Annotated in this window: 14 protein-coding genes; 8 read left to right on the top strand and 6 right to left on the bottom strand. The window is 60.4% G+C overall.

Annotated elements, in window-relative coordinates; all coding sequences use genetic code 11:
* Nucleotides 1-60: 60 nt before the first annotated feature.
* On the bottom strand, nucleotides 61-1,185 hold the full coding sequence (locus U5A82_RS01595; RefSeq protein WP_442802145.1) for a glycoside hydrolase family 43 protein: 1,125 nt from the start codon (nucleotides 1,183-1,185) through the stop codon (nucleotides 61-63).
* A 311-nt stretch (nucleotides 1,186-1,496) separates the two neighbouring features.
* On the opposite strand from U5A82_RS01595, the gene U5A82_RS01590 reads away from it, so the two are divergent.
* From U5A82_RS01590 to U5A82_RS01575, 4 genes are all read left to right on the top strand, one after another.
* Complete coding sequence (locus tag U5A82_RS01590; protein ID WP_326288118.1) at nucleotides 1,497-2,600, top strand: PAS domain-containing protein; 1,104 nt, start codon at nucleotides 1,497-1,499, stop codon at nucleotides 2,598-2,600.
* Nucleotides 2,597-3,061, top strand: coding sequence for a response regulator (locus U5A82_RS01585; RefSeq protein WP_326288116.1), 465 nt, complete (start codon nucleotides 2,597-2,599; stop codon nucleotides 3,059-3,061). Before U5A82_RS01590 ends, U5A82_RS01585 begins: the two co-directional genes overlap by 4 nt.
* Before the next feature lie 69 nt (nucleotides 3,062-3,130).
* Nucleotides 3,131-3,544 (top strand): MbcA/ParS/Xre antitoxin family protein, encoded by a 414-nt coding sequence (locus tag U5A82_RS01580; protein WP_326288115.1) that lies wholly within the window; start codon nucleotides 3,131-3,133, stop codon nucleotides 3,542-3,544.
* Between the two features lie 47 nt (nucleotides 3,545-3,591).
* The gene (locus U5A82_RS01575) at nucleotides 3,592-4,263 is read left to right on the top strand and encodes an RES family NAD+ phosphorylase (protein WP_326288114.1); all 672 of its coding nucleotides are present in this window, start codon (nucleotides 3,592-3,594) and stop codon (nucleotides 4,261-4,263) included.
* Nucleotides 4,264-4,316: 53 nt separating this feature from the next.
* On the opposite strand, the gene U5A82_RS01570 is transcribed toward U5A82_RS01575, so the two are convergent.
* Entirely contained in the window at nucleotides 4,317-5,846 is a 1,530-nt protein-coding gene (locus U5A82_RS01570) for an ABC1 kinase family protein (RefSeq protein ID WP_326288769.1), read from the bottom strand.
* Nucleotides 5,847-6,104: 258 nt separating this feature from the next.
* On the opposite strand from U5A82_RS01570, the gene U5A82_RS01565 reads away from it, so the two are divergent.
* The 3 genes from U5A82_RS01565 to U5A82_RS01555 all read left to right on the top strand — a co-directional run bounded on the left by U5A82_RS01565 (nucleotide 6,105) and on the right by U5A82_RS01555 (nucleotide 10,789).
* The gene (locus U5A82_RS01565) at nucleotides 6,105-7,028 is read left to right on the top strand and encodes an AraC family transcriptional regulator (protein ID WP_326288112.1); all 924 of its coding nucleotides are present in this window, start codon (nucleotides 6,105-6,107) and stop codon (nucleotides 7,026-7,028) included.
* Between the two features lie 99 nt (nucleotides 7,029-7,127).
* Nucleotides 7,128-9,710, top strand: coding sequence for a TonB-dependent receptor (locus U5A82_RS01560; RefSeq protein WP_326288111.1), 2,583 nt, complete (start codon nucleotides 7,128-7,130; stop codon nucleotides 9,708-9,710).
* A gap of 2 nt (nucleotides 9,711-9,712) precedes the next feature.
* Entirely contained in the window at nucleotides 9,713-10,789 is a 1,077-nt protein-coding gene (locus U5A82_RS01555; RefSeq protein ID WP_326288109.1) for an NAD(P)-dependent alcohol dehydrogenase, read from the top strand.
* A 150-nt stretch (nucleotides 10,790-10,939) separates the two neighbouring features.
* Here the strand turns inward: U5A82_RS01555 and U5A82_RS01550 are convergent, their stop codons facing one another.
* The 4 genes from U5A82_RS01550 to U5A82_RS01535 all read right to left on the bottom strand — a co-directional run bounded on the left by U5A82_RS01550 (nucleotide 10,940) and on the right by U5A82_RS01535 (nucleotide 17,624).
* Nucleotides 10,940-13,639 (bottom strand): glycoside hydrolase family 2 TIM barrel-domain containing protein, encoded by a 2,700-nt coding sequence (locus U5A82_RS01550; RefSeq protein ID WP_326288108.1) that lies wholly within the window; start codon nucleotides 13,637-13,639, stop codon nucleotides 10,940-10,942.
* A gap of 78 nt (nucleotides 13,640-13,717) precedes the next feature.
* Nucleotides 13,718-16,105, bottom strand: coding sequence for a TonB-dependent receptor (locus U5A82_RS01545; protein ID WP_326288106.1), 2,388 nt, complete (start codon nucleotides 16,103-16,105; stop codon nucleotides 13,718-13,720).
* Between the two features lie 397 nt (nucleotides 16,106-16,502).
* Entirely contained in the window at nucleotides 16,503-16,703 is a 201-nt protein-coding gene (locus U5A82_RS01540) for a hypothetical protein (protein ID WP_326288105.1), read from the bottom strand.
* 294 nt (nucleotides 16,704-16,997) lie between these two features.
* Nucleotides 16,998-17,624 carry a carbonic anhydrase gene (locus U5A82_RS01535; RefSeq protein ID WP_326288104.1) on the bottom strand — a complete coding sequence of 209 codons (627 nt, stop codon included), beginning with the start codon at nucleotides 17,622-17,624 and terminating at the stop codon, nucleotides 16,998-17,000.
* Between the two features lie 255 nt (nucleotides 17,625-17,879).
* On the opposite strand from U5A82_RS01535, the gene U5A82_RS01530 reads away from it, so the two are divergent.
* A complete protein-coding gene (locus U5A82_RS01530) occupies nucleotides 17,880-18,221 on the top strand; it encodes a DUF2934 domain-containing protein (RefSeq protein ID WP_326288102.1) in 342 nt (113 codons plus the stop codon).
* Nucleotides 18,222-18,244: the final 23 nt, after the last annotated feature.

The raw sequence follows: 18,244 nt of genomic DNA, 5'->3' as shown, positions 1-18,244 counted from the left end.
GGAGAAAACGATCCAGGGACGCGCGATCGCTTGTGGTAATCGCGCGTTCCTGGCTTTGGATCAACGCGTCCCGCCCTTGGCCGGAATTAGCGGATTGATGGTCTGGATGGTGCCATCGGGGTTATAGCGTAGTTCCGTCACCTTGACGTTGCGCAGGCGAGTCTGTCCCGACAACTGCGTATCGGCGTAGAACAACCACCAGCGGCCATTCCATTCGACGATCGAATGATGGGTGGTCCATCCTTCGACCGGCTCCAGGATCCGACCCTTGTAAGTGAAGGGACCATAGGGCGAGTCGCCTATGGCGTAGGCGAGATAATGGGTGTCGCCGGTCGAATAGCTGAAATAATATTTGCCCTTATATTTGTGCATCCAGGACGCTTCGAAGAAGCGGCGATCATGGTCGCCGCCGAGCAAAGCCTTGCCCTTGTCATCAACTATCTGAACGGCGCGCGGCGTTTCGGTGAATTGCAGCATGTCGCCGGTCAGCTTAGCGACGCGCGGCGCGAGTGCGGGCTGGTCGTCTTTGCCCAGGTCGGTCTTGGAGCCTTTGGCGTCATATTTCCCGCCGATATTCCGCTGGAGCTGCCCGCCCCAGATGCCGCCGAAATACATGTAGCTGGCGCCGTCATCGTCGGTGAACACGGCCGGATCGATCGAATAGCTGCCCTTGATCGGTTGCGGCTCGGCCTTGAACGGACCCATCGGATTTTTGGACGTGGCGACGCCGATGCGGAAAGCGCCTTCCTTGTCCTTCGCCGGGAAATAGAGATAATAAGTGCCATTCTTGCGCGCGGCGTCGGGTGCCCACATCTGCTTTTGCGCCCAAGGCACATCCTTGACATCAAGCGCGACCGGGCCGACCGTGACCGGTCCACCGATCTTGTCCATCGACAGCACGTGATAGTCGCGCATTTCGAAGTGCGCGCCCAGATCGTCTTCGGGCGTCGGGCCATCGATGTCGTGGCTGGGATAGACGTAGATCTTGCCGTCCCACACATGGGCGGACGGATCGGCCGTATACATATCCGTGACCAGCGGCTGGGACAGATATTCGGATGCGGCGCGCTTCTCCGCCTTGGCGCTTTTGGTATCCGACGCTTGCGCTTTCTGTGGCGCCTGCTGGCATGCGGCCAAGGCCAGACCTAATGCCAGTGGCCAGCCATGGCGGATGATGGTGCGCATCGTCATGAATTCCTCTCCTTGCTCTATGTCGCTCTAATAACGCTCACTGCTAATAAATGATAGCGCTATCATTCTCAATCTTTAAGACGCCGCTGGATGAACCTGGGGAAGGTAAGGCGTTAAGGCTTGTCGCGCAGCCAAAGGATCATTGAACGAAACGATCGATAGCCAAATATTGCCAAGAGGCGATCAGGCGTCTGCCAACCTCACCCCAGACATGAACAATCTTTGCAGGAACGCGAGGCGTGGTCGGGGGTTCTCTTGCCGATAAGTGGTAGCAGCGGGTCGATCCGCGCCGCAACGGAGCAAGCATGAACGATCGCGACGACTGGCATTTGACGGGCGACATCAAGCATGAGACGGGATCGGGCGACCCCTTCGCCGCTGCGGTCCGCGCGACCCGCATGCCGATGGTCATCACCGACCCGGCAAAGCATGACAATCCGATCATCTTCTGCAACGAGGCTTTTCAGAAGCTCACCGGTTATGACCGCGACGAGATTATCGGACGCAATTGCCGCTTCCTGCAGGGTCCGGACACCGACAAGGCCGCCGTAGCTCGCGTTCGCGAAGCGATCGAAACAGGCCATAATATCGACATCGACCTGCTGAATTACCGCAAGGATGGTTCGACCTTCTGGAATGCGCTCTATCTTAGCCCGGTGCATAATGCGGCGGGCGACATCCAGTTCTTCTTCGCGTCCCAGCTCGATATTACCGACCGCGTGGATGCGCAGGCGATGATCACCGAGCAGAAGGCGATCGTCGAGCGCGAGGTGGAGCGCCGCACAAGGGATTTGGAGATGGCGCTGGAGGCGAAGACGCTTCTGCTCCACGAAGTCGATCATCGGGTGAAGAATAATCTTACCATGATCGGGTCGCTGCTGCGCCTGCAGGCCCGCACGATCGGCGATCCGGCCATCGCGGCCAAGCTGGAAACGATGATGGAACGGATCGACGCGCTCGCCACGGTGCATCGTCGTCTCTATCAGTCCGACGATGTGACCCGCTTCGACCTGGGAGCGTTTACGGAAAATCTCGTATCGGATGTCCTAGGCGCCAGCGGCCGCACCGATATCGACGTTGAGACGGACATCGAACCGGTGGAAATTCCGTCGGGTCAGGCGGCGGCGCTGGGCCTGGTGCTGAACGAAGTGCTGACCAATGCGATGAAACATGCCTTTGTCGACGGGCGGAGCGGGCGTCTGCATGTGGCGGCAAAGCCGCTGGGCGACACCGCGTCGATCATCATAACCGATGATGGTCCGGGCATCGAAAGCGGTACGCCGGGATCGGGCGGACTTGGTGCGGCTCTGATCAAGCGGCTTTCGCGGCAAGTCGGCGCGCAGGTCGTCTGGGACGATGCGGCGCCCGGCACTAGAGTGACGATTTCCTTCCCCGTGGGTGCGGCATGAAGCGCCCCGTCGCCCCGCTCGATATCCTCATCGTGGAGGATGAAGCGTTGCTGGCCATGGATATGGAAGCGATGGTCGAGGATTCGGGGCACCGGGTCGTGGCGGAAGCGGCATCGCTTTACGATGTCGAGGCGCTTGGCGACGACGTGGCGCCCGATCTTGCGTTCGTCGACATCCAGCTTGCGCGTGGCACCAGCGGCCTGGATGTCTGCCGCCTGATCCGCGAACGCTGGGCGCAAACCTTCATCGTGTTCGTCACGGCCAATCCCAAGAAAGTGCCCGACGATTATTGTGGGGCACATGGGATCATCGCCAAGCCTTTTTCCCGGAGCGGACTGATGGCGGCGATGCGTTACATAGAGGAAGGCGTCTGCGATCCGCCCCCTACGCTGCCGCAGCCAGCCAGTTTCATCGCCTCGCCAAGTTTCGCCGATAGCTGGAATTCCGTCGCGAAGTCCTGAACGACGACACGAGACCGATGTTGCCATTTGGCTAATTTTACACTATTTAATGCCATATGGAGATATGGCATGGCCTTGTTGCAACAAATTGATACTATGGAGCTTCCCTTCTACCCTTCCCCTGTTACGCAGGCGGAGGGCGTCGCAATGTTCCGTGCCGCGATCAATCTATTCGGAAAATGGGGCATCACGGATGAGCAGGCTGCCATCCTGACCGATATGCCGGTGCGCACCTATCGCCGTTGGAAAGCGGAGGGTGCAGGCCGGATGTCGCGCGATGGGCTGGCACGGCTTTCCAACCTGATGGGCATACATAAGGCGCTGCGCCTGATCTTTCAGGAACCGCAACGCGCCTATGACTGGGTGAAGGCGGGCAATGCCGCCTTTGGCGGAGCCAGTGCGCTGGGCATCATGCTGGGCGGCGAATTGACCGACCTCATGCGCGTGCGGCGCTATCTCGATGCGGAACGTGGCGGCTGGTGATTCCGATCGACGCAATTCCGGTCCGCACAATCGCATGGGACCGCGCGGTGCGTATCATCCGCAGCATCCATCCGCCCATCGATCTGTTCGAGGACATAGCCGATCCGGCGGACTGGGCGCTGCTCCTGTCAGCCGAGCAGAAGAGCAATCCACGCATCATGGCGTCGGTCGGCAATCTGGACCTTGTCCCTTTGGACCGCCGCGTTGGTGGTCATGGCGCATCCTATCTTATGGCATCCTTCACCCATATCAGCACCGACCGGCCAAGCCGCTTTTCCGATGGCCGCTATGGCGTTCTCTATATCGCCAAGACCTATGAGACCGCTTTGTTCGAGACGATCCATCACCACAGCCGCTTCATGGCGCGAACCGCAGAGAAATCCGGTTGGACATCGCAGTTCCGCGAAATCATCCTGACGGTTCGTGCAGACCTCCACGATCTGCGCGGCCTGGGTGATCGGTTCGACGCCTGTTTCGCTACGGATGATTATAAAGTGGCGCAACAGGTTGGCAGCGCCCTGCGGGCAGATGGTTCGGACGGCATTGTCTATCCCAGCGTGCGGCAGTCCGGGGGAGAATGCGTCGGACTATTCTACCCCGACTGCGCGGCCAACCCGGTGCAGGGACGGCATCTGGACTATCATTGGGATGGAAAGCGCGTCGATCTGGTCCGGGATCTGAGCAGCGGCGGGATATTCCGGGTGATCGACGAACCGTGAAAGCTGTGCGCCGAATATTAAGCTGAGCACCGCGATAGCTGCGGTCTTGTCAACTAATGTGCCAGCCCTGCTATCAATAGCGCCACGGCGTGGAGCATGATGGCACCTGCCACCAGCCAACCGCTATGCCGGATCGCGGATGGCAATTGCGTGTCTTCCTGTCGCGCGCCGCTTTGTTCCAGCCGCGCAGTGGCGGCGCGTATCAGCGCCGGTGCATTGGCGGACAGGCGCGACAATTCCAGTAGAAGCGGCTCGATCCGGTCGGACGCCGCCAGGCTTGCCAGCCGAGACGCTATCAGCCGACCGCGCATCTCACCCAGCGCCTCCGCAAGGTCGAAGTCCGGCGCGATACCCGCCAGCACGCCATCCATCGTCACCATCGCCTTGAAGATGAGGACCAGATCCGGCGGGAGCACCATCCCTTCGCTCCGCAACAACGGGAAGAAGTCCGCCACCATCGCGCTGAGCACGAGCGCACCTGTCCCGTGCCGGGCGACGAGGCGCTCGGCAGCGACCAGCAATCTTTCGCGCGGGACTTCGCCAGCTTGCGACCATGACGCCAGCATATCGGCGACACCGGCTGGATCATTGCCGCGCAGGGAGAGGATGAACGTCAGAAATTCATGCTGGCGGCGGGGACTGACAAAGCCCACCGAACCCAGGTCGAGCAACGCCAGACGGTCCTGCCCTTCCGCTCCTGACGACGGCAGACACAGGAGGTTGCCGGGATGCGGATCGGCATGGAAGCGACCAGTCACGAGCACCATCTCCAGGACCAGCCGCGCACCCAGCCTGGCGATCGCGGAGGGGTCGATCCCGGCAGCCCGCAGCACGGCCGGGTCTCGCGGCGGCACACCCGCGACATAGTCGATCACCAACAGGCTCTCGCTCACATGCTGCCAATGGATGGTCGGCACGATGATCCGATCGATCGACCCGAGGTCGGCGCGCAACAGGTCGGCATTGCGGCCTTCGTTGGTGAAATCCAGTTCGTCCAGGATTTCGCGGCCGAGTTGCCCGATCATGGCCGACGGCATCATCCGCCGGGCAGCCGCGCTGCGTTGTTCCACGATAGCCGCCAGGTGGCGCAATAGCCGCAGGTCCGCTTCCATCGCCTTGCGGATGCCGGGGCGACGGATTTTCACCACGACTTCCGTGCCGTCATGCAGGGTCGCGCGATGGACCTGTGCGATCGACGCGGCGGCAAGCGGTTCAGTGTCGAAACGGGCGAAGGCGGTTTCCGGTGCTTCGCCAAGGGCGGTTTCGACCTGCGCGCGCAGCGTGTCGAACGGCAACTGCGGCGCGTCGCTTTGAAGCTGTTCGAAGGCGGCGATCCATTCGGCGGACAACATGTCGCGCCGCGTGGCAAGGATCTGGCCAAGCTTCACATAGGTCGGTCCGAGCGCTTCGAGCGCGCGGCGAATCCGCGTGGGCAGATCGGACTCGTCGCTGGCGCCCGCGACTTTGCCCCCTGCAAGCCCCATGCGCGTAAGCAGCGATTCCAGACCGAACCGCGCGATCACCGCGCTGACTTCCGTCATGCGCGCGCGGTCGCGGGCAGCTACTGTGATGGTTTCGAGGATCGTTGGCAATGCTGCTCCTTGGGTTGCGGACCTCCAACCGGCCAGTCGCCTATGCGGTTCCTTGCATATGCGGATTGCTCAACGACGAAACGCCGCTTCGACCGCGCGTGCCCACTTGCAGTATTTGTATGCTTGTGACACAATGTCTGTGCCGGTTCGTGGAAACATAATGGGAAAGCGACGGGCAAGGAGGGGGTATATGGGCCAGCCTAATGCCATGACTGCATCCGCATCTTACGCGCCACGGGAGATGGTGCGATGAATGCGGTCGAACATTTTTCCACGCGCCTGATTCCTGCATCGCGCCGCCATATCTTTTGGCGGGAAGTGGTCGCGGACGCTTTTCCGGGCATGACCGCCCATGCACCCGAAGGCATCAGGGCAGAGCTGGTCCGCTTGTCTTTAGGCCCGATCGGCCTGGCAAGGGCATTGAGCGAGCGGGCGCAGGTCAGTCGCGTATCGAACGACAGCGACGACCAGCATCTGTTGTTCCATCTGCTGCATCGTGGTCGCATGACAATGGTCCATGGCGACCAGATCAATAACGTCGCACAAGGCGACATCGCGGTCGTGGACGATCATCAGCCTTATACGCTCGATATATCCCATTATAATGATTGCCTGATCCTGCAAGTGCCCAAAGCCCTGATGGGACCGGACATCATGGTGCAGGATTGGCACGGGCGCCTTCTGTCTGCGCAGAACCCAAACGTCGCCCTCCTCTCGCATCTATTGCAGGGCCTGTGGACCCAGCGCGAGCGGTTCGACGACTTGGACGCCGAAGCGGGTGTGCTGCTGGCCGACGCGGCGCGCATGGTCTGCCGACGCGGCGCGGCGCGCGCTATGCCGACGGCACCGTCGCCTTCTCCTGTCGATTTCGCTCTCGCCAATCTGGACCATCCCGATCTGGGCACTGCACTGATAGGACAGGCGCTCAACCTGTCGTCCCGAACGGTGCAGAAAAGCTTCTTTCGCCATGTCGGCGCGACTCCGACCGCATTCATCACGACCCGCAGGCTGGACAAAGCGGCGCAGCTTCTGTCGCTGGCGGACGGCCGCACGATTACCGACATCGCCTTTGCCGTCGGTTTCAGCGATTCCGCCTTCTTTACGCGGTGCTTCCGCCGGAAATTCGGCTTGTCGCCCAGCCAGTGGCGCAACGGCGGTTCGCATCCGTCCTGATACGCCGTTCGCGCAGGTCCAAGACCTGCCGATGTCACGGCACTATGACCAAGGCTTAGCCCGTCGGGACAGGCGGGATGATTATGGAGGATATGAGAGATGGGCAAACTGACGATAGCGGCGCTGATGGCATCCACCGCCTGGGTGATCCCGGCGATTGCCCAGGACGATAGCGCAGCACAAAGCGGGGGCATTGCGGAGATCGTCGTTACGGCGCAGAAGCGCGCGGAAAATGTGCAGGACGTGCCGATCGCCATTTCGGCCTTTACCGCCGCGGCTTTGCAGGAACGCGCCGTCGGCAGCGTGTCGCAACTGTCCGCCATCGCGCCGAACGTCAATCTGGACGCAGGCACGCCTTTCTCTGGATCGACGGCCGTTCTGGCCGCCTATGTCCGTGGCATCGGATCGGACGATTTCGCATTCAATATCGATCCGGGCGTAGGCATCTATCTGGACGGCGTCTATCTGGCCCGCACCGTCGGCGCGAACCAGGATCTGCTGGATGTCGAGCGGGTGGAAATATTGAAGGGGCCGCAAGGCACGCTGTTCGGCCGCAATACCATCGGCGGCGCGATATCGATCGTGACCACCGATCCGGGCAAGACGTTCAAGGCGGCCGGGGACGTGACCGTGGGCAGCTATGGCTTGCTGCATGCGCGCGGATCGGTGACGGTTCCGATCACGGAAGACCTGAGTTCAGCGCTCACTTTCGGGATCAAGAGCCGCGACGGTTTCCTCAAGCGCATCCCCTATCCCGACCAGCGCGCCAACAATGCGCCGTCCTTCAACGCCTTTTCGGCGGCCGGCTATGACAGCGCCCGACGCGAGGGGGAGAATGACAATTGGAACCTGCGCGGCAAGCTGAAATGGGACGATGGCGGCGCGGCACGCGTGACGCTGTCCGGCGACTACAGCAAGGACAAGGGGACGTCGGCCAACAAGCTTGTGGGAACGGCGGAGCAGGCGACCGGCAATTTCGCAGGCACGACCAATCTGCCCGGCACCGCTTTCGACCCGACCGGCACGACCGGATTTCTGTTCGCGGGCCTCTATAATTTCTGTATCGGCAGCACCGGAGCCCAGATCGCCGCGCGCAATGCACAGGCCCTTTGCGGAGTGTCCGGCACCCAGTTCAATCCGCAGTTCCAGCTGCCGAGCTACGCCAGCGTCAATGTCGACGGCAACCCTTCCAATAACCGGCTGCCCTGGGACGGGCGCTATCTGATCGCCGATCCGGATCGCAGCTATGCCACGGGCAACAGCTATTCCGACCTGGAAAGCTGGGGCCTGAGCGGGGTGGTCGATTTCGACCTGGCGGACAATGTGGCGCTCAAATCGATCACCGCTTATCGGGAACTGCATTGGAACGCCGGGCTGGACGCAGATGGGTCGCCGCTGAATTTCGTGCAGCTTAGCTTCACGATGAACCAATGGCAGTTCAGCCAGGAATTTCAGTTGCTGGGCAACGCCTTCGAAGAAAAGCTGCGTTATGTGCTGGGCGCCTATTATTTCAAGGAACAGGGCGATCTGCATGACTATGTCACCTTCGCCGAAGGTCAGGTCCAGGTCGATGGCCCCAATGAGCTCGCCACGCGCAACTACGCCTTCTTCGGGCAGGTCGATTACCGGCCGATAGACCTGATCGGAATCACGATCGGCGGCCGCTACACCAACGAACGCAAGCGGTTCGAAGGCGGGCAGCAGGAGTTGAACGGTTTCAACTACAAGCTGTTCGGCTGCGCGAATGCGAACGGGACCATCAACCCCGGTGGCCCCTTCCCGTTGGCGCCGATCAATTGCCAGACCGGCCTGAGCTATCCTGACCCGAACAATCCGGTTCGCGTCTATACGCCCGGCGTCAATCGCAAGAAGTTCAGCGATTTCTCGCCCAAGGTAGGCGTGCAGGTCCATCCGTCCGAAGATGTCATGGTCTATGGCAGCTGGTCCAAGGGCTACAAGACGGGGGGCTGGACCACCCGCCTTACCAATCCGCAGGGCAATGTCGCGCCCGATTTCGACGAGGAAAAGGCGACGACTTGGGAAGCAGGGATCAAATCGACCCTGCTCGACCGACGCCTGCAACTCAACGCCGCGGCGTTTACGACACGCTATCGCGACATCCAGCTGAATATTCAGGTCGGCACGTCACCGACCATCTCCAATGCCGGCGATGCCCGCATCAAGGGGTTCGAGCTGGAAATGATCGCGGCGCCGATCGATGGCCTGACGGTGAACGGTGCCATCGGTTATATCGACGCCTATTATACCAGCGTGTCGCCGGCTACGGCCGCCGTGGGCGGGGCGAACAGCTTCCAGGCTGGCACTCTGGTAGGCGAAGCGTTGCCCAAGACGCCCAAATGGAAAGTCAATCTCAGTCCGCGCTACGAGGCTAAGCTGGCCAATGGCGGCTCGTTGGTTCTGCTGGCCGACTGGACCCATAGTACGAGCGCCTGGAACGACACGCAGCGGACGTTGCTGTTGCGGCGCGTTTCCAACGACATCGTGAATGCCAGCGTCAGCTACAGGGAACCGGGTGGACATTGGACGCTGACGGCCGGGGGCACCAACCTGACCGACAAGCGCTATCTGACATCGGGCGGATCGAACATAGCGGCGGGCGCCATCTTCGGCACCTATAACCGGCCGCGCGAATGGTATCTGCGCTTCGGCTTCGAATTCTGACAATGGAGCGGATCGCAATCAAGGCCGCCGTCGTCGAAAGCGTCGGCACAGCCTTTGAAATCCTGGACCTGGAGATGGACCCGCCTGGTCCCGGCCAGGTACGGGTGAAGATGGTCGCATGCGGCATTTGCCATACCGACATGGTGATGCGCGATGGCGACCTGCCCATTCCGTTTCCGGTGATATTGGGGCATGAGGGCGCAGGCATCGTCGAAGCCGTGGGTGCCGGGGTCGACCATGTCGTGTGCGGCGACAGCGTGCTGCTGAGTTTTCACAGTTGCGGCCAATGCCGGTCCTGCCATGCCCACCAGCCCGGTTATTGTGCCGAATTTGTCCCGCGCAACTTCCAGGCCGTCCTGCAACCCGGCGAAGGCGGCGTCTGGCAGGACAAAAGGCCGGTCAATAGCAACATTTTCGGCCAGTCGGCCTTCGCTACTTATGCGCTGGCCCATCGCGACAATGTGATCAAGGTGGAGCCGACGCTGCCCCTGCATCTGCTGGCGCCGCTGGGTTGCAGCATCCAGACGGGTGCAGGCACCGTGCTGGAAACATTGCATGTCGCAGCAGGCGACGCCATCGCGATCCTGGGCGCAGGGGCGGTGGGTCTGTCTGCGGTGATGGCGGCCGTGATCGCGGGGGCAAGCCGGATCACCGTCATCGATCGCCATGCCCATCGCCTGTCACTGGCGCAGGATGTCGGCGCGACTGAAACCGGCATTGCTCTGGATGATGTGACCGGGATGTTCGATCATATCATCGATACGACGGGGTCACCTGCTCTTGTCACCATCGCCATGGATAAATTGGCGCAACGGGGAACGCTGGCGCTGGTCGGCGCCTATCCTGAAGACGCCGCCACTTTCGCCCCTGCTGCCATCATGAGTATGGGGCGCAGGATCATAGGTGTGGTAGAAGGCGGCGTCGATCCACAGAGCTTCATTCCACAGCTTGTCGTCCATTATATGGCCGGCCGCCTTCCCCTGGAGAAGCTGGTCGAAACCTACGCCTTCGCCGACATCGAGCAGGCCGTCGCCGCATCGGCGGGAGGGGCCGTCATCAAGCCGGTCGTCTTGATGTAAAGATAACGGGATGCGATCCCATTGCCGTGATTTTTCAGGACCGCAACGATCGGATGTGACGCTTCTGTTCGATGGGCAGATACCGCCTGAAAAGAAGGTTTGTCGCTAGGTCGTTCCGGGGTATCGACCATCGCATGTCAGCCTGGACCGTCAGCGAATGACCTCTATCGCGGACACGATCGCATCGCCGACAATAGGCTTAAAGTGAAGGTCCAGCATGCCGCCTGCGACCGAAACGGCAACATTCCGTTCCACGGCGGTCCTGGCGGATGATGATGCTTTGCCAAGATCGATGTTGCCGATAGCAATCCGGTCGTTGGCCAAAACGGAAAATCGCCGTGGCTTGCCCGCCGCAGAAGGTTCGACGAAAGTGAGTTTTACGCGATAACGCCCATCTTCGAGGGGGATGCGATAATGGAAATCGCCTTCCCGATATGTGGCGACAACGGCACTTTCCGACGTTCCAGCAATCGACACGGGCTTGGCCGGTTTGCCAAAATCGGCCTGCTCCACGATCGAGCCTGCCCGCCCCCCGTCGAAGAAATTATCCGAGCCATAGATGCCGGCCACGCCTTTGGCGGCGACCAGGGCGCCGCTGTCGATACGAACGGCGCGCGCGACATCGGGAGACAGGCGCCATTCCACGCGATCCGTGACAGCGGTCCCGCTGATGCTGCCCCGGGCCGTCAGGACGTTGGTTCCAGCGGCAAGACGCACATTCTGCCAGACGCAGACATGCCCGTCGCAGTCGGTACGCGCGCCAAGACTTGTCCCGTTGAGCAGCAACTGCGTCGATGGCGCGTTGCTGTAAACGCGCACATCCGTCACGCCATAGGCCCGATCGACGTAGCGGCGGCCGGTAATGTGGACGACAGGTTCCCGGGACCAATTGGCCTTGTAGAAATAATAGGCGTCCTTGCGGAGTTTGTGATCGAAACTCACCAGGCCCTTGGTATTGATGTCCTGCGCATCGCCTTCACTACGAACGGTGCTTGCGAAATCGAATCCGACCCATAGCCATGTCGCCCAAAAGTAAGGCCGGCCCGCCAGTTCCGCCCAATTTTTTTCATGGACGTAGCTTTCATATTCTTCCGGTTGCGCGCGACCACGGGAATCGACCGGTCCGCCCAGCACATTGTCGGTATGGATCGTCGTCGCACCACCCGCGCCATATTCGGTGACGGCCAGAGCCTGGTCGGGCCGCTGTGCGTGCAGCGCATCCAGACTGGGACCGACCTCCTCCGGCTTGCCATAATACCAGCCGAAATAGCGGTTCGCGCCGCCCAGATCAGCTTCCGGCGCCGTGATCGGCACCTCCACGCCCTTGCTGAACAGGCGCCCTTCGCAGCAGGTAGCGAGCGCGGTGGGGCGACTGGGGTCCAGCGTCTTGGCGGTAGCGTCTAGTTCCTTAAGCAGCGCCAGGGGATCGGGTGGCGCGCCCTTGAAGCTGGTCAGGAAGGCGGGCAGCGAGTTACCGAAATCCACCTCGTTGGCGATGCCCCATGACGCGACGGACGCATGGTTTTGATTCTGGCGGATGAGTTCGGTCAGCTGTTGGCGGGCATTTTCGATCAGGCCGGGGGTTGCTTCCTTTGCTTCTCCCAACGTCCATGCCGACACCAGAGGGATTTCGTCCCACAGGACAAGGCCATAGCGGTCGGCGAGGTCATGGATGGTCTGACCATGCTGATAATGGGTGAGACGGATGCTGTTCACACCCATTTCGCGCATCGTCGCGACATCCTGTTCGACATCGGCGGGGGTGATAGCCCAGCCCTTGTCTTCGCGGTCCTGATGATAGCCGACGCCGCGCAGGCGGTAGGGCTTTCCGTTCAGAAGGAACCCCCGGTTCGCATCGAACTGCATCTTCCTGATGCCGAAGGGTTGGTCGACGCTATCGAGCGTCCGACCTTTGGGATCAAGCAGGCGGGTCGACAAATGGTAGAGATAAGGGTCGTCCGTCCCCTGCCACAGGTGCGCGGCCGGTAATTGTAGGCTTGCCGATGATTGGCTGGACCCGGCCTTAAAGGAGAGGGCTTGCACATGACGCGCGGCTACCCGCCCTTCGGCGTCGAGTAGCCGCGTTTCCATACGCAGGCCCCGCGCCTGGCCGATTTCGCTGCGCAGCGATGCTGCGACATCGATGGTGGCGATGCCTGCGTCGATCGACCGCGTAGTGGCCCGAATGCCCGAACCCCCATGATCCATCATGTCGAAATGGACATCTTGGGTGCTGACCAGTCGCACCGGACGATAAAGGCCGCCCGGCACGAAGAAATCGCCCGTCAACGGCAGGACATCGGCGGTGGAAGAACCGGGCGCGGGCTTGCTGTTGTCCACGCGCACGGCAAGGATGTTCGCGGCGCCAGGCTTCAAAGCCTTTGTCGCATCGAGGCGGAAGCGCGAATAGCCGCCTTTATGTTCGCCCAGAAACTGGCCATTCAGCCATATGCTTGCGATGCGACTGGCAGCGTCAAATTCCAGCCATGTCCGCTTACCTGCCAGAGCGGCGTCAGCGTCGAACGAAAGCCGATACCATCCGATCCCCTGCGCCTTGTTCACGGTTTCGGGGCGATTGGCGGTGGCTCTGGCAGGCTTCAGATAATAGCCGACCCGGTTCCAACTGTGCGGAACATCGATCTTGTCCCAGTTGGCGTCATTAAAATCAGGGTGCTCGGCGCCGGAATGCTCGCCAAAGTCGAACCGCCAACCTGTCGACAGGAGCGTGACGGACCGAGGATCATTGTCCGGCGTCGCGGCAGTAGCGGCCTTCGCCCAGACTTGCGCAGATACGGCCGGAGCGGCCATGGCGAGCAAAGCGGCGATGCCTGTAAGCGGGCGCGTGAACAAAGACCTCTCCACCTGATTGATCGGTTATCATGCCCCTGTCCCGTACAGCGGGTGCGGAACAGGGGCATGCTTTGGGTATCAGAATTTGAACCCGAGCGAGAGGCCGATCGTGCGAACCGAATCCAGCCCGAATTGCTGGGTATAAGACAGTTTCGGTGTGGCTTGCCCGCGGGCGTTTCGGGCGTTCGCATCACCGGAGTCGACGCCGATGGCGGTGGGCAGAAGCTTGTTCGTGCAATTCTTGCAGAAGAGCGCGACACGCAAACCGCCGACCTTGGCGCCGATGCTGGCTCCCCATATGTCCACCGGATCGATCGTCGCGCCGGGCGCCCGATTGACCAGATAATTTACCGAGGATCGGTGATACCAGTTGCCCTCGACGAACGGCTGGATCTGCCCGCTCGTCGGGAATTCATAGGTCGCCTGAAGGCTGGAGGTGAATTTGGGCGACACCGGCAAGGTCAGGCCACCGGCATTGAAGGTCGAGACGGTAGCCGAACACCCCATGCTGGTCTGGGTCGGATAACATTGGGCGCCGGGGAAATCGTCGAATTTCGATGAAAGAATGGCGACATTGCCATTGATCGACAGGCCGTCGATCAATGACGCGAACAGGGAGGCTTCGATCCCCTTCGACGTGACCTTCGCGGCATTTTGAACCTGGAACGACACGGTCGAAGGATTGAAGGCCTGGACCTGGAAATTGCTGAACTTGGTGTGGAAGGCGGCCAGGTTCAGCGTTACCCGGCGATTGAAGAAAGCGCTTTTAATGCCGACTTCGGCGGTGTTCGAATGTTCTTCGCGCACCACCACATCGGCGGTTGCCGTCGGGAAGCTGTCATTAAAGCCAGGCCCCTTGTAACCGCGACCATAGAAGCCATAGGCCATGACCGTGGGCGAGAGCTGATATTGCGCGCCCAGTTTCCAGCTGAAGTCCGTGTTGGAATAGTCTTTGCCGAACCGTCCACGCGGACCCGCCAGTGCGGAGAAATAATTGAGCTGGTTCTGCAACAGGTCGATGTCGATCTTGTCGCGGGTTATGCGGCCGCCGGCGATGACCTTCAGGGCATCGGTGAGGTCGTAGGTCAGCTGCCCGAAACCGGCATAGCTTTCGGTATTAAGCGTATAGGATGCGTCGGCGCCGAGCTGCGCGACATTGCTGACCGAGCAGGTGGGCGGGAATGCGCCCGGAACGGCCCTGGCGCCGACGCAGAAGGGATAACCGGATACGACGAAACCCGGCAGGAAGCTGTTGCCGCCCAATTGCCGACTAAGGTCCAGCGTCGATTTGAAATAATAAAGACCGACCTGCCCGCTCAGCCGGTTGCCCGATGGCAGAGCGAGGCGCAATTCATTTGAATATTGGTCGTAATGCGCGTTCGTGCGGTTCGTGTTGAATCCGTTGCCGGTTAGATAATCCGCATCGAGCGACTGGTTCTGGTCGTAGAACCGCCAAGCGAACAGGTTGCTCAGTTCCCAACCCGATCCGAATTCGTAGCTGACCTTCCCCTGCGCGCCGCCGGTCTTGATGTCGCGGAATTGGCTCGCATCGCCGCCGAATGCGAAATTATCCGCGCCCGGTGTGATCCTGTCGCCTGCAAGCGGCGCCAGATTGGTACTGGTGGCGTCCACTTGGCGGAAACTATTGTCGAAAATACCCGCGATGCCGTGGTTTTCATTATAGTCGCCGATCAGGTAGATCGTCAGGTCAGGCGTCGCCTCCAGAAGATATTTCGCCTTGATGGAATAGCTTTTCGCGTTGAAGTCGTGGCGTGTACCGGGATTGGGCGTGCCTACATAGGTCGTGGCGGGTTCCTGATAGGAATATAGGCCCGAGACGCGCAGCGCCGAGTTGGGCGATACCGGAATGTTGACGGTTTCACGGGCAATCAGCGTGGCGGCGCTGCCCTTCGCCGACGGCGTGTCACGCATCCCAACCTCGACATTCGTCGTGCTGGAATATTCGCCAAGAACCGGCTTGGTCGTGACGATATTGAGCAGGCCCGCCGACGCGTTCTTGCCGAACAAGAGGCCCTGCGGCCCATTCAGCACTTCGACCCGCTCCAGATCGTTCAGCAATGGGCTGTTGAGCAAAGGACGGCCCAGATTCACCTCATCGATCGCCAGGGCGACGCTGCTGTCGACCGTGCCAGCAAAGGCAAGCGTGCCGACCCCGCGAACCGCAAAAGAGTTATCGACACCAACCTGCAATGTGGGCGCAGCGCGCGCAACTTGGGTCAGATCGTTGAGATTGCGCGAAGTCAGCGTTTCGCTGCTCAGCGCCGTCACGCTGACCGGAACTTTCTGAAGGCTTTCGGCGCGACGTTGCGCGGTCACGATGATTTCGCCTGCGACCGGCGCATCCGCGCCTTCGCCTTGTGCTGGCGGCACCTGGTCCTGCGCAAAGGCCGTCAGCGAAGTTGCCGCGGCGACAGCCAGAAGCGAAACCGAAAAAGTGCGGCGCATTATAATCCTCCCCGTTATGGTTGGCCTTTGGGCTAGGCCAATTTTGACACGTTAGGAAATCGATTGTTTGGTTAGATGACGATCCATATTCATTATGGATGGTCATCTGAACCGCCGAACATTCGCCGCCAGAATTTCGCTTGCCGAACGCTGACATTTTACGCCTAGCGGCCGCGCATCTGCAACCGAATGCGCCCCGCAAGATTGTGCCCAAAATCGACGATATGGCGGATCGGTTCAACCTCGCGAATGGATGGCGGCGCATGTGTCTGGATGGGCCTGATCGCTACCATGTCGCGACAACGGTAGCTGTCGGCTCTGGCGCTTCCCAGAAGGACGTCCAATCCGGCTGACGGGGCGATTAGGCCTGCCTGATGTCGAGACAGAGTCTCAGGTGTTAAGGGGCCGCGCCATAGGCGTAGCGCCCACCCGGTGCCGGAATAGGCGCGGTACGCGCGACATAGCCTACGATGACAAGCGGATCGCTTGACCTCAAATGCTTCTTGCTGTCGAGCAGTGGCATGATCGTGCCGCCCGATCTCATGCCGCCGACATTGGCAAGCGGATGGGGCACCACTACAATTGTAGCGGCGGCCAATAGAACGGCCCTGATATTCGTCTCATCTCGAAATCACTCGCCTGATCCGGCGCATGTGTAAGAAAAGTCTAAAACACATCCAGCGCATAGATTGTATCATTTGAACTCATCGTTATCCAATCATGGAATGGATGGATCAACTGTCCACCATCTTCACAAGGATGTAACAGGTCCTGAGCCTGGTTCCGATGCATGTCTGACGCTCAATCGCTGATAGATTTCCCAAACAGGTGACATATTCTGCTCAGCCCACCCGGGAAATCTATCCATCGCGCTAGTCAGAGATTTCCATCCTCAAAGCCAGCGAACGCGACCCGTCGCCAGTTGATATACAGCGCCTACGACCTTCAACTCGCCGCGCTCCTGTGGTTCGATAAGCATCGGCTCGGAAAACTTCTGCAAACGCTCGACCATGCGGCGGACATTTTCTTCGACGGCCGTATCGACCAGCTTATCCTCACCGACGCTGCGCTGCGCTGCCAGGACAGCCGGAACAATGGGCTCGATCATTCGAGCGATGCTGCCCGGGAATTGCGTGTCCTTCGTCACCACGTCCGCTGCTGCGGCTACGGCACCGCACTTATCATGTCCCAGAACGACGATCAGTGGCACCTTCAACACGGCAACCGAATATTCGATCGATCCCATACCGGCGGTATCGACATTGTTGCCGGCCGTGCGGACGATGAACAATTCACCCAGGCCAGCGCCGAACAACTGTTCCGGACCCACGCGTGAGTCTGAACAGCCCACCAGGGTTGCGAAAGGCTGCTGGCCCTCGGCCAGCGTCAGTCGGCGCTCACGCGACAGATCAGAGGGCAGGGGCTGGTCAGCTACGAAAGCGTCGTTGCCACTAACCAGCCGTTGAAGCGCTTCGTCCGGCGTCGGCTGCGCGGCAAGTGCGGTGACGGATGTTGCCAATGATATTCTCCTAGTTAGGTACGGCGTTTGCCATGAAGGTGGGGATGTTTGATCAAAATTGCATAGCTCTTTTGTGACATTTAATGTCCGAGCGACAGAAATGGCTAACTCGAAAGCCGGGTCATGGATCCATCGGCAAACTGTCCGGCAAGGCGAGCCAACAAAAGGCTCAAAAGCATCTGCGGAATGGCGGACCATGCAGCGGCGGAAAATAACGGGCTGGCGCCACGGGCCTCAGCCATTGGGATGCCACTCATGCGCGTTGCCCATCTGGCCGAATTGCGGCCGGAATCAAATTTCATCGATCCATGTCAGTGGGCGCATCCAATCCGCATTCTGTGCATTTGTCCGATAGCCGCGTTGCGCGGTCTTCAGGAGGCCATCATGTCAGACGAAACAGACGCGAGGATAAGGGAGCGCGCCCATGCGATCTGGGAGGCCCAAGGGCATCCGGAAGGATTGGCGGACGACCATTGGCGTCAGGCTGCGGCGGAAGTTGCGCAGGCAAGGACCGTGGCGGAACTGCCCCATCCGTTGGCAACGGGCGCTGCCGCTGAGATAATGACCAAAATAGCTGAAGAACAGTCGCAAGGCTGATCGGCCTTTCACCCATTCTCCCC

This window comes from Sphingobium sp. CR2-8, assembly GCF_035818615.1.
In the GTDB taxonomy this organism is placed as follows: Bacteria; Pseudomonadota; Alphaproteobacteria; order Sphingomonadales; family Sphingomonadaceae; genus Sphingobium.
This window is presented reverse-complemented; position numbering and strand designations above follow the sequence as displayed.